Genomic DNA, 12032 nt, shown 5'->3' with positions numbered 1-12032 from the left:
TGAAAGTTGAAGCACTGGCACCATCCGGGTTAGCTTGAAGATTCAAGTGAACCGGGGTCCCGTCGCCCAGCGCCGTCGGACCCCGCCGCCCGACCCGCGAGGAGCCCCCACCTTGACCACTCCTGACGCCGCCCTGTCCCGCCCCGCCGCCGCGCCGGAAGAGGCCTCGGCGGCCCCCGTCCATGCCTACGACGCCGGCCTGCTCGTCCTGCGCCTCGCGCTCGGTCTGACCATGGCCGCGCACGGCACCCAGAAGCTGTTCGGCTGGTTCGGCGGAGGTGGTGTCGACGGCACCGGGCAGTTCTTCGCCGCTTCCGGCTACCCCTCACCCAGGGCGTTCGCCGTCGTGGCCGGGCTCAGTGAGACCCTCGGCGGGCTCGGTCTCGTGCTCGGCCTGCTCACCCCGCTCGCCGCCGCGGCCGTAGCCGGCACGCTGGTCAACGCGATCTCCGTCAAGTGGGGTGGCGGCTTCTTCGCCCCGCAGGGCGTCGAGTACGAGCTTCTCATCGCCCTGTCCGCAGTGGCGCTCGCCCTCACCGGGCCCGGCCGGATCGCCGTGGACCGCCTGCTGCCCGGGCTGCGCTCGCACCGCGTCACCCACGGTGTCGCCGCGCTCGCGCTCGGCGCCGTCGTGGCCGGCGTCACCCTGCTGCTGCGTCACTGACGCCGGGCTCCGGACGGCAGGCCGTGCCCGGTCTGTCGCCCGGCCCGCCGTCCGACCTGTGGATCTCATTTGACATTAGAGAGTCTTATAGAAGATAAAGGTGACGCTTTGGCCATCAATTCACGCGGCGTGACATCTGCGGCGTGATGCCGACGAACGCTGCGCGAATGAGTCCTGACATGTCCCACCCCCTCACCGACCAGCCCACTGCCGACCCCGCGGGGGAGTGGGACGCATGGCGGTCCGAGCGCCATCGGGCCCTCACCTCGCCGACGGGCAACCTCGCCCTCGTCGAGACCCGCTGGCTGCCGGCTGGTGAACGCCCGGACGCCGAGGCCGCGCGTGCCGGGCAGCCGCACACGGTGACCGTCACCACGCTCCAGCGCACCGACCTCGTCACCGGCGAGCCCGAGCACGGCCTGCGGTTCTGGGACGCCGACTCGGACGCCATCCGCCACTTCGAGCGGGTCGACGTGTTCCCCTACGACCCGGCCTGGGTGCTCGAGGCGACCTACACGCCCGTGCCCGGCGCCCGGCGCGTGCCCTTCGAGCACATCCGGGACAACGGCGGCACCCGCGACCTCGTCGTCCCCGGCGACATCACGCTCACCGTCGACGGCCGCGCCCACACCCTCAGCGCCTTCGACGACGACGGCACCCTGCTGCTCGTCTTCGGCGACCCCACCAACGGCGACACCACCTACGGCGCCGGCCGCTTCCTCTTCGTCCAGCGCACCGAGGACGACGACCGCGTCCTGCTCGACTTCAACCGTGCCTTCGTGCCGCCCTGCGGATTCTCCGATCAGTACAACTGTCCGATGCCGCCGCGGCAGAACCGTTTCCACCTGCCCGTCGAGGCCGGTGAGAAGCTCCCCGTCTTCCGCGGCGGCTTCCCCGCCCAGCACTGATCGCCCCGCAGCCTCCCGCACCACAGCACGAAAGCGCCCTCACCCATGAGCATCAAGAAGACGTCCCTGTACGCCACCGTCACCGCGGCCGCCCTCGCCCTCACCCTGACCGCCTGCGGCGGCTCCGGCTCCGGCGGCAGCGCCTCGGGCGGCGCCTGGAACAAGGACGCCACCGTCAACATCGGCTCGCTCTACGAGCCGCAGAACCTCGACAACACCGCGGGCGGCGGCCAGGGCGTGACCGAGGCGCTCAACGGCAACGTCTACGAGGGGCTGTTCAAGCTCACCGACGACGGCAAGGTCGAGAAGCTCCTCGCCCAGGACTACAAGGTCAGCGGTGACGGACTCACCTACACCTTCACCCTGCGCGACGGCGTGAAGTTCCACAGCGGCAAGGCGCTCACCAGCGAAGACGTCAAGTACAGCCTGGAGAAGGTCATCGCGGACGACTCCCAGTCCGCCCGCAAGGCCAACCTCGAGGTCATCAAGGACATCGCCACCCCCGACGCGCGGACCGTCAAGGTCACCCTGTCGAAGAAGTCGATCTCCTTCGTCTACAACCTCTCCTACGTCTGGATCATCAACTCCCAGGCCAAGAACCTGAAGACGACCGAGGACGGCACCGGCCCCTACCAGCTCGACAAGTGGACCCGCGGCTCCGCCCTTAGCCTGGACCGGTTCCCCGGCTACTGGGGCAAGGCAGCCGGCAACAAGAAGGTCGTCTTCCACTACTACAAGGACGCGACCGCGCTGAACAACGCGCTGCTGACCAACGCCGTCGACGTAGTCACCAGCGAGCAGTCGCCCGACGCCCTGGACCAGTTCAAGAGCAACCAGAACTACAAGGTCAACGACGGCGACTCCACCACCAAGCTGCTGCTCGCCTTCAACGACAAGGCCAAGCCGTTCACCGACGTCAAGGTGCGCCAGGCCGTGTCCTCCGCCATAGACGACAAGAAGCTCCTCGAGTCCGTCTGGGGCGGCTACGGCAAGCTCATCGGCTCGATGGTGCCGCCCACCGACCCCTGGTACGAGGACCTCACCAAGGTCAACGCCTACGACCCGGCGCGCGCCAAGAAGCTGCTCGCCGAGGCCGGCTACGCCAAGGGCTTCAGCTTCACCCTCGACACCCCGAACTACGACCCGCACCCCACCGCCGCGACCTTCATCAAGTCCGAACTCGCCAAGGTCGGCGTCACCGTCAGGATCAACACGATCACGCCGGACGAGTGGTACACGAAGGTCTACAAGAACCACGACTTCACGGCCACGCTCCAGGAGCACGTCAACGACCGCGACCTCGTCTGGTACGGCAACCCCGACTTCTACTGGGGCTACGACAACAAGCAGGTCACCCAGTGGGTGAACCAGGCCGAAGAGGCCCCCACCGCCGCCGAGCAGACCGAGCTGCTGAAGAAGGTCAACCGCAAGACCGCCGAGGACGCGGCCAGCGACTGGCTGTACCTGTACCCGCAGATCGTCGTCGCCAGCAGCAAGCTGTCCGGCTACCCGCTCAACGGCCTCAACTCGCAGTTCTACGCCTACGACATCAAGAAGAAGGGCTGATGGCCCGCTATCTCCTGCGCCGCTTCGCCTTCCTCCTGGTGTCGCTGGCCCTGGCGAGCGTGGTGCTGTTCGTCCTGCTGCGCATGCTGCCCGGCGACCCGGCCAACGCACTCACCGCGGTGGGTGCGAGCCCGGAGCAGATCGCCGCGGCACGGCACTCCATCGGGTCCGACAAGCCGCTGCCCGAGCAGTTCGTCCACTGGCTCGGGCAGTTGGCGAGCGGCGACCTCGGCACCTCCTTCGTCAGCTCGCTGCCGGTCGGGCCCGAGGTCGCCTCCCGGCTGAGCGTCACCGTGCCGCTGACCCTGGCCGCGTTCACCCTCGCCGTCGTCCTCGCCGTGCCCGCCGGGTTCGTCGCGGCGCACAAGCGGCACACCTGGTACGGCGCGCTGCTCAGCGGTGTGTCCCAACTGGGCATCGCCGTCCCGGTGTTCTGGCTCGGCATGATCCTCATCGCCGTGTTCGCACTGAACGCCGGCTGGCTTCCGGCCGGCGGCTTCCCCCCGGACGGCTGGTCGGAGCCCGCCGAGGCGATCCGCTCCCTCGTCCTGCCGGTCGTCACCATCGCCCTGGTGATGAGCGCGTCGCTGATCCGCTACGTCCGCTCCGCCACCCTCGACGTCCTCGGCAGCGACCACCTGCGCACCGCCCGCGCCCTGGGTTCGTCCTTCGGCGGGGCGATGTGGCGCCACGGCCTGCGCAACGCCTCCGTACCGGTCATCTCCGTGCTCGGCATCGAACTCGCCTCGACCCTGCTCGGCGCGGTCGTCGTGGAATCGGTGTACGCGCTGCCCGGACTCGGCTCCCTGCTCGCCACCGCCATCGCGCAGCACGACTACCCCGTCATCCAGGGCGTGCTGTTCGTCTCCACCCTCGCCGTGCTGATCATCGGCTTCGTCGCCGACCTCGTCCAGCGGATCATCGACCCGCGCCTGCGCGGCCGACTCTCCGGAGGTGCCCGATGACCCAGCAGGACACGCTGCCCACCGCCCGCCCGGAGAAGACGTCGGCGCGCGGACGGGGCTCTCGGCGCTCCGCCACGCTCGTCGTCGGCTGCGTCCTGGCCGGTCTCATCGCCCTGCTCGCCCTGGTCTCCCTGTTCTGGCTGCCCTACCCCGCCGACGACACCTCCGGCGGACGGCTGGCCGGTCCTGGGAACGGGCATCTGCTGGGCACCGACAAACTCGGGCGTGACCTGTTCACCCAGGTGATGACCGGATCCCGGATCGCCGTCCAGGCGGGCCTGGGGTCGGTGCTCCTCGCCGCCGCGATCGGCGTCACCCTCGGCGTGCTCGCGGCGTTCGCACAGGGCTGGCTCGACGACACGCTCTCGGCGTTCCTCGACATCCTCATCGCCTTCCCGACGCTGCTGCTCGCGATGCTCATCGTCGCCGCCCGCTCGGCGACCCTCGGCTCCGCCGTCCTCGCGATCGGCCTGGCGCAGAGCGCGGTCGTCGCCCGGCTGGTGCGCATCCTCGTCAAACGCGTTCTGGCGCGGGACTACATCACCGCCGCCCGCACCTCCGGCACCTCCTGGCCGTGGACCGTGGTCGGCCACGTCCTGCCCAACATCTGGCCCACCCTCGTGGTCAACCTCGCCCTCCAGTTCGGGCTCGCCGTGCTGGCCGAGGCCGGACTGTCCTACCTCGGGCTCGGGGCGCCCCCGCCGAACGCCTCGTGGGGCCGGATGCTCCAGGAGGCCCAGGCCACCTTCACCACCGCACCGGCGGGCGCCCTCGCCCCCGGCATCCTGCTCGTCCTGCTCGTCATCGGCGTCAACCTCGTCGCCGACGGCCTGCGCGACACCCTCGACCCGGCCACCCGCCGGAGGCGCGCGTGAACCTCCTCGACGTACGCGGGCTGACCGTCCGCACCGGCGACGGCCGGACCCTGGTCGACGACCTGTCCTTCACCGTGGCCGGCGGTGAACGCCTCGGCCTCATCGGCGAGTCCGGCTCCGGCAAGTCCCTGACCACGCTCGCCGTGCTCGGTCTGCTGCCCGACGGCATGACCGCCACCGGCAGCGTCGAACTCGCCGGCACCCAGGTGATCGGCGCCCCCGAGAAGCGGCTCACCTCCCTGCGCGGCCGGGACGCGGCCGTCGTCTTCCAGGAGCCGCTCACCGCGCTCGACCCGCTGATGCGCGTGGGCCGCCAGATCGCAGAGCCCCTGCGCAGGCGCACCGGCCTGAAGGGCAAGGACCTCCAGCGGGCCGTGGCCGACACGCTCGCACAGGTCCGGCTGCCCGACCCCGAGCGCATCGCCCGCGCGTTCCCGCACGAGATCTCCGGCGGGCAGCGCCAGCGGGTGGCCCTCGCCATGGCGCTGGCCTGCGCACCGAAACTGCTCATCGCGGACGAGCCGACCACGGCCCTGGACGTGTCCGTGCAGGCGGAGATGCTGGAACTCATCGACAGGCTGGTCCGGGAACGGGACATGGCGGTGCTGTTCGTCAGCCACGACCTCGCCGTGGTGGCCAAGGTGACCGACCGCGCCCTGGTCCTGAAGGACGGGCGGGCCGTGGAGGAGGGCCCGGTCGACGCCATCGTCGGCGCACCCCGCGAGGAGTACACCAAGGCCCTCGTCGCGAGCGCCCGGCGCCTGGAATCCGCCCTGGACCTGAGGAGCGCGCCATGACCCCCGTACTCGAACTGTCCGGCGTCGCGCTGCGCTACCGGGGCAGTACGGCCAACGTGGTCGAGGACGTCTCCCTCGAGGTCGAGGCCGGACACAGTCTCGCGCTCGTCGGCGAGTCAGGGGCCGGCAAGACCACGCTGCTGCGGCTGCTGCTCGGCCTCGCCCGCCCCACGGCGGGCCAGGTCCGCTTCGACGGCGCCGAACTGTCCCCGCGGAGCCGGGAACAGATGCGCCGCTTCCGGCGCGGCGTCCAGTGCGTCTTCCAGGACCCCTACTCCTCGCTCGACCCGCGCCGCCGGATCGGCGCGACGGTGGCCGAGCCGCTGCTCTCCCTCGGCATCGACAGCCGCGCCACGGCCCGGCCGAAGGTGGCCGCGGCCCTGGAGCGGGTCGGCCTGCCGGCCGACGCGGCGGACCGCTATCCGCACGAGTTCTCCGGCGGCCAGCGCCAGCGGATCGCCATCGCCCGCGCCACGGTCTGCACCCCGCGGATCCTGCTGGCCGACGAACCCGTGAGCGCGCTCGACGTCACCACCCGGGTCAAGGTCGTCGACCTGCTGGCCGAGCTCAAGCAGGAGCAGGGACTGACCCTCGTGATGGTCTCCCACGACCTGTCGGTCGTCGCCTCCCTGTGCGAGCGCACCGCGGTCCTGGAACGCGGCCGCGTGGTCGAACACGGCGACACCGCCCAGGTTCTGGGCCGACCCGCGCACCCGTACACCCGCCGCCTGCTCGACAGCGTGCCGCGCCTGCCGTCCTGAACCACCACCGCGTCCCGCCCCCGGGGGGTCTCCCCGGCCTACCGCGCCGGTGTGTCGTACTCCGGTGTGACGGTGAGCAGTTCGGACACGTCCGAGCCGACCGGCACCTCCCGCGGCGCCGTGCCGCGGCGGAAGAGGCGCGCGTCGTTCTCGCCGCCGATCGTGGCGCGGGTTTTGGCCACGCGCAGCCAGGAGCCCTCGCGCAGGCCGAGCACCGGCACGTCGTTCTCCTCGAGGAACTCCGTCAGGCGTTCCTCGCGCGTCTCGCCCTTGTGCGTGGAGCCCGGGTCGGGGTCGAGGTAGTGCGGGTTGATCTGGAACGGGACAAGACCCAGCGCCTCGAAGGACGGGGGCTGGACGATCGGCATGTCGTTGGTGGTGCGCAGCGTGGGAGCGGCCATGTTGGTGCCCGCGCTGGCGCCCATGTAGGGCAGCCCGTCCCCGACCGCCTTGATCAGCGCGTCCCGCAGGCCCGTCCGGTACAGGGCGCTCAGCAGCCGGAAGGAGTTGCCGCCGCCGACGAACACGGCGTCCGCCTCGGCGAGCCGGCCGACCGGGTCACCGCCCTCGTGCACCCCGCGCACGTCGATACCGGCCCCGGCGAGCGCGTCGCGCACCTTGGCGGTGTAGGCGTCGTGGTCGGCGAGCGCGTACGGCACGAACGCGAGCCGTGCCTGGGACGGCAGGAACGCGGTCACGGTGTCGAGGGCGTGTTCCAGGTAACCGCGGCCGTACTGGGTGGAGTTGGACAGGAGCAGCAGGTTCAAGGGAAATTCCTCACCATGGGTTCGTTGCGTCAGGCCGTGCGGGTGCGCGGGCGGCGGTGGTGCTGGGGCGGGTGCGTCAGCCGCTGCTCCAGCAGGCGGGCCGCCTTGCGCAGCGCGTCGAGCCGGTCCTCGGGGCCGTCCGGGAAGCGCTCACTCGCGGCCCCCAGGCTGAGGCTGCCGTAGGGCTCGGCGCCGAGGAAGACCGGCACGGCGACGGTGCCGATGCCCGCGTCGTACTCGCCGACCGTCCACGCGTACCCCTGCGCCCGCACCTGGCGGAACTCGCGTTCCAGCTGGTCGGGGTCAGTGACCGTGCGGTCGGTGAACCGGGCCATGGGCCGGCTGCGGAACAGCCGGTGGCGCTGCTCGTCGGCCAGGAACGCGTAGTACGACTTGCTGGTCGCCCCCGCGTGCGCCGGGTACAGCTCGCCGACCAGAGGGTAGTACCGCAGCGGCCCCTCCTCGCCCTCGACCGCCGCCACGCACCGCATGTGGAAGCTGTCGGGCAGACAGAACAGGACCGTGTCCCCGGTCGCCGCGCGCAGTTCCTGCAGGACGGGCTCCGCGAGCAGTTCCAGCGAGCCGGAGCGTTCCCAGAGACGGCCCAGCCGCAGCGCGGCGGGACCGATCCGGTAGCGGCGGGTCGCCGGATCCGACACCAGGAAGCCGCGCCCGGCCAGCGTGGACAGCAGCCGCTGCGCGACCGAGGTGTCCCAGCCGAACTCGGTGGCCACCTCCGTCACGCCCCAGTCGGGCCGTGTGCGCTCGAACGCCAGCAGCACCAGCAGGGCCCGGTCGACCGTCTGCAGTGCCCCGGCCGGGGTCTTCCGGTCGACGGGGATGTCAGGCACGGCAACTCCTCTCCGCAGGACGACCGTCTCTCCACCCATCTCGCCATTCAGACCTGAATTGCAGATAACGGGAAACAGTTGCGAAGAAGGTTAACGGATCCCGAATCTTCTGTCAGCACCGCCCGAGGTGCGGATCAGGAGAAGCTGCCCATGTTGAAGTACGTCCTGGACATCGTGGATCTGCTGGACGATCCCGATGCCGACGGCAAGCGAGTCGCCGCCTACCTCGACTCCGTGGCGGGCCCCGCCGGCTCCGGCGCCCAGGTCACCACCGTCACCGGTGAGCGGGGCGCCACGGACTTCGTCCTCGTGCGTGTGCCGGGCCGCACCGGCCGCAGCGGCGGCGGCACCTCGCGCACCCTCGGCGTGGTCGGACGGCTCGGCGGTGTGGGCGCCCGCCCGGAGATCACCGGCCTGGTCTCCGACGCGGACGGCGCGATCGCCGCGCTCGCCACCGCCGCCAAGCTGCTGGACATGCGCCGCCGCGGCGACGTGCTGGACGGCGACGTGATCGTGGCCACCCACATCTGCCCGAACGCCCCGACCGCGCCGCACGACCCGGTGCCGTTCATGGACTCGCCGGTCGACATCGCCACCATGAACCGGCACGAGGTCACCGACGAGATGGACGCGGTGCTCTCCATCGACACCACCAAGGGCAACCGGATCATCAACCACAAGGGCCTGGCCCTGTCGCCCACCGTCAAGGAGGGCTGGGTGCTCAAGGTCAGCGAGCGGCTGGGGGAGCTGCTGGCCGTCGTCACCGGTGAGCCGTTGGTCACGTACCCGGTGACCACGCAGGACATCACCCCGTACGGTAACGGTGTACACCACATCAATTCGATCCTTCAGCCGGCCACGGCGACGGCCGCCCCGGTCGTCGGCCTCGCGGTCACCTCGGCCGCGGCGGTGCCCGGCTGCCAGACGGGCGCCAGCCACGAGACCGACATCGCGGCCGCCGCCCGGTTTGCCGTCGAGACCGCCAAGGCCTACGGCGGCGGACGCCTGGACTTCCACGACGACGTGGAGTTCGACCAGCTCGTGTCCCGCTACGGCTCGCTGGCGCACCTGCAGACCCTCGGCCGCGCACCCAGGGAGTCGTGATCATGGCCGCTCACCAGAACACCGCCGCCACCCCGGACACCGCCGGGAACAGAACCCTGGGCAGCGACGACTACTCCCTCGCCCGCGTCCCGCGCGACGAACGGCTCGGCTTCTGGACGATGCTGCTCCAGTGGCTCGCCCAGTCCGGATCGATCTCGCAGTTCACGCTCGGCGCCACCATCGGCGTCGGCATGTCCTTCGGCAATGCCTTCCTCGCCTTCACCCTCGGTGCCGTGATCCTGGAAGTCGTGATCTTCGCGATCGGCCTGGCCGGGATGCGTGAGGGCCTCGCCACCCCCCTGCTGACCCGCTGGGTCGGCTTCGGCCGCAACGGCTCCGCGCTGGTCAGCCTCGTCATCTCGATCAGCCTCGTCGGCTGGTTCGGAGTGCAGAACACGATCTTCGGCAACAGCGTCTCCGCGCTGGTCGGCGGCCCCTCCTGGCTGTGGTGCGTCGTCGCGGGCCTGGCCATCACCGTCCTGGTGGTCTTCGGCTTCCGGTACATGGCGGTCTTCGCGAAGATCGTCACCCCGCTGTTCTTCGCGATGGTCGCCTGGTCCGTCACCGACGCCCTGAGCAAGCACTCGATCTCCGACCTCATCCACTCGCCGGCCCCCGGCCCGGCGGTCCCGCTGTCCGTCGCCGCGACCGCCATCGCGGGCGGCTTCATGACCGGCGCGATCGTCGCACCCGAGATGACCCGCTACAACAGGAAGGGCACGCATGTCTTCGTGCAGAGCGCCTCGTCCATGATCCTGTCCGAGTACATCGTCGGCATGACCGGAGTCGTCCTTGGCCACCTGGTGGGCAGCAACCAGGTCTCCCAGATCGTGCTCTCCACCTCCGGCGTCTTCGGTGTGCTGGTCGTCCTGATGTCCACGGCGAAGATCAACGACTGGAACCTGTACGGCTCCTCGCTCGGCGTCGTGAACTTCTTCCAGGTCGTCTTCCGCAAGCGCCTGCGCCGCGGCGCGGTCACCATCGTCCTCGGCCTCGCCGGCACCCTCCTGTCCGCGGTCGGCATCATGACCCACTTCACCGACTTCCTGTCGGTCCTGGGCGTGGCCATCCCGCCGGTCGGCGGCATCATCGTCGCCGAGTACTGGGTGGTGCGCCGCATGCGCGGACCGCTGGACGCCACCCGCGAGGCGCAGACCCTGCCCGCCACCTCACCGGTCTGGGTGCCGATGTCCCTGGTCATCTGGGCCGCGGCGTTCTGCGTCGGCAAGTTCTACGACGGCGGCATCCCCGCCCTCAACTCCCTGCTGACCGCCTTCGTCCTCTACTGCGTGCTCGGGCTCGCCGGCTGGATCAGGACGTACGGCACCACCACCCTCGACGACGAACCCGCCGACGGCTCCGGGCAGCCCCCGGCCGTCACCGGCACGGCCCCCGTAGGAGCGTCATGAGCACCACCCCCTCACTCGTCGCCGCCTCCGAGGAGGCCCAGCGCGAGGTCATCGAACTGTGCGCGGAACTGATCCGCTTCGACACCTCCAACCCCACCAGCAACGAGCGGGCCTGCGCCGACCGGGTCGTCGAGTGGCTGGCCGAGGCGGGCCTCGACTCGGAACTGGTGGAGAGCGCCCCGGGCCGCGCCAACGTCGTCGCCCGCATCCCCGGCAGCGACCCGGACCGCGGGGCCCTGCTCGTCCACGGCCATCTGGACGTCGTACCGGCCGACCCGGACGAGTGGCAGGTCCCGCCCTTCTCCGGCGAGATCCGCGACGGCTACCTGTGGGGCCGGGGCGCCATCGACATGAAGGACACGGTGGCGGTCATGCTGGCCACCGCCCGGCACTTCGCCCGCACCGGCACCCGCCCGTCCCGCGACATCGTCCTGGCCTTCCTCGCCGACGAGGAGGCGGGCGGCAGGTACGGCGCGCACTGGCTGGTCGAGCACCGGCCCGAGCTGTTCGCCGGTGTCACCGAGGCGATCGGCGAGGGCGGCGGGTTCAGCTACGCGCTCGACGACACCCGGCGCCTGTACCCGATCGAGAACGCCCAGCGCGGCATGGCCTGGATGGAACTGACGGCCACCGGCCGCGCGGGCCACGGCTCCTCGCCCAACGACGAGAACGCGGTTACCGACCTCGCCGAGTCGCTCACCCGCATCGGCCGCCACACCTTCCCGATCCGCCTGATCGAACCGGTGCGCGCGCTGCTCGCCGAGGCCGCACGACTGAAGGGCGTCGACATGGACTTCGACGCCGAGGACCTCGACAAGGAACTCGCCAAGCTCGGTCCGGTCGCCGACTTCATGCAGGTGGTGCTGCGCAACTCCGCCAACCCCACCATGTTCTCGGCCGGTTACCAGACGAACGTGATCCCGGGCCGGGCCACCGCCCGCGTCGACGGCCGCTTCCTGCCCGGGCACGAGCAGGAACTCGTCGACACCATCGACGCGTTGCTCCTGCCGTCGGTCACCCGGCAGTGGGTCAACCACGACATCGCCATGGAGACCTCCTTCGACGGCGCCCTGGTCGACGCGATGTGCGCCTCCGTACGCGCCGAGGACCCGGACGGGCATCCGGTGCCGTACTGCAACCCGGGCGGCACCGACGCGAAGGCCTTCACGAAGCTCGGCATCCGCTGCTTTGGCTTCAAGGGCCTGAAACTGCCCCACGACCTCGGCTACAGCCGCCTCTTCCACGGCGTGGACGAACGCGTCCCCCTCGAGGGCCTGCGCTTCGGCGTCCGGGTGATGACCCGCCTGTGGCAGAGCTGCTGACCGGCCCACCGCACCTTCGCGTCGCCCCGTGCGGCTCGGTGAG

At 70.8% G+C, this 12032-nt stretch carries 12 protein-coding genes; 10 read left to right on the top strand and 2 right to left on the bottom strand.

The features are described from left to right. The first annotated feature begins 112 nt into the window (after positions 1-112). The 7 genes from ACTYVM_RS26370 (at position 113) to ACTYVM_RS26340 (ending at position 6536) form a co-directional block, all read left to right on the top strand. Entirely contained in the window at positions 113-664 is a 552-nt protein-coding gene (locus ACTYVM_RS26370; protein WP_445528347.1) for a DoxX family protein, read from the top strand. A 179-nt stretch (positions 665-843) separates the two neighbouring features. After that, on the top strand, positions 844-1572 hold the full coding sequence (locus ACTYVM_RS26365; protein WP_445528346.1) for a DUF1684 domain-containing protein: 729 nt from the start codon (positions 844-846) through the stop codon (positions 1570-1572). 45 nt (positions 1573-1617) lie between these two features. After that, on the top strand, positions 1618-3138 hold the full coding sequence (locus tag ACTYVM_RS26360) for an ABC transporter substrate-binding protein (protein ID WP_445528345.1): 1521 nt from the start codon (positions 1618-1620) through the stop codon (positions 3136-3138). Beyond that, positions 3138-4103, top strand: a complete 966-nt coding sequence (locus ACTYVM_RS26355; RefSeq protein WP_445528344.1) for an ABC transporter permease — start codon at positions 3138-3140, stop codon at positions 4101-4103. Before ACTYVM_RS26360 ends, ACTYVM_RS26355 begins: the two co-directional genes overlap by 1 nt. After that, on the top strand, positions 4100-4978 hold the full coding sequence (locus tag ACTYVM_RS26350; RefSeq protein ID WP_445528343.1) for an ABC transporter permease: 879 nt from the start codon (positions 4100-4102) through the stop codon (positions 4976-4978). Before ACTYVM_RS26355 ends, ACTYVM_RS26350 begins: the two co-directional genes overlap by 4 nt. Beyond that, complete coding sequence (locus ACTYVM_RS26345; protein ID WP_445528342.1) at positions 4975-5775, top strand: ATP-binding cassette domain-containing protein; 801 nt, start codon at positions 4975-4977, stop codon at positions 5773-5775. Before ACTYVM_RS26350 ends, ACTYVM_RS26345 begins: the two co-directional genes overlap by 4 nt. After that, the gene (locus ACTYVM_RS26340; protein ID WP_445528341.1) at positions 5772-6536 is read left to right on the top strand and encodes an ABC transporter ATP-binding protein; all 765 of its coding nucleotides are present in this window, start codon (positions 5772-5774) and stop codon (positions 6534-6536) included. The genes ACTYVM_RS26345 and ACTYVM_RS26340 overlap by 4 nt, the downstream gene beginning before the upstream one ends. Positions 6537-6574: 38 nt before the next feature. Here ACTYVM_RS26340 and pepE read toward each other — a convergent pair whose 3' ends face one another. Together pepE and ACTYVM_RS26330 are read right to left on the bottom strand one after the other, a co-directional pair. Continuing rightward, a complete protein-coding gene (gene pepE, locus ACTYVM_RS26335) occupies positions 6575-7303 on the bottom strand; it encodes a dipeptidase PepE (protein WP_445528340.1) in 729 nt (242 codons plus the stop codon). A 29-nt stretch (positions 7304-7332) separates the two neighbouring features. Then, complete coding sequence (locus ACTYVM_RS26330) at positions 7333-8193, bottom strand: IclR family transcriptional regulator (RefSeq protein ID WP_445528339.1); 861 nt, start codon at positions 8191-8193, stop codon at positions 7333-7335. 111 nt (positions 8194-8304) lie between these two features. Between ACTYVM_RS26330 and ACTYVM_RS26325 the strand changes: the two genes are divergently transcribed. From ACTYVM_RS26325 to ACTYVM_RS26315, 3 genes are read left to right on the top strand one after another with little or no spacing between them, the layout of a single operon-like run. Continuing rightward, the gene (locus ACTYVM_RS26325) at positions 8305-9258 is read left to right on the top strand and encodes a DUF1177 domain-containing protein (RefSeq protein ID WP_445528338.1); all 954 of its coding nucleotides are present in this window, start codon (positions 8305-8307) and stop codon (positions 9256-9258) included. A 2-nt stretch (positions 9259-9260) separates the two neighbouring features. Further along, entirely contained in the window at positions 9261-10667 is a 1407-nt protein-coding gene (locus tag ACTYVM_RS26320; RefSeq protein ID WP_400037705.1) for a cytosine permease, read from the top strand. Beyond that, entirely contained in the window at positions 10664-11989 is a 1326-nt protein-coding gene (locus ACTYVM_RS26315) for a M20/M25/M40 family metallo-hydrolase (RefSeq protein WP_445528337.1), read from the top strand. Before ACTYVM_RS26320 ends, ACTYVM_RS26315 begins: the two co-directional genes overlap by 4 nt. The last annotated feature ends 43 nt before the right edge of the window (positions 11990-12032 follow it).

Source organism: Streptomyces cyslabdanicus (genome assembly GCF_052663305.1).
The sequence above is the reverse complement of the archived record's forward strand: the minus strand, read 5'-3'. Positions and strand labels throughout refer to the sequence as shown.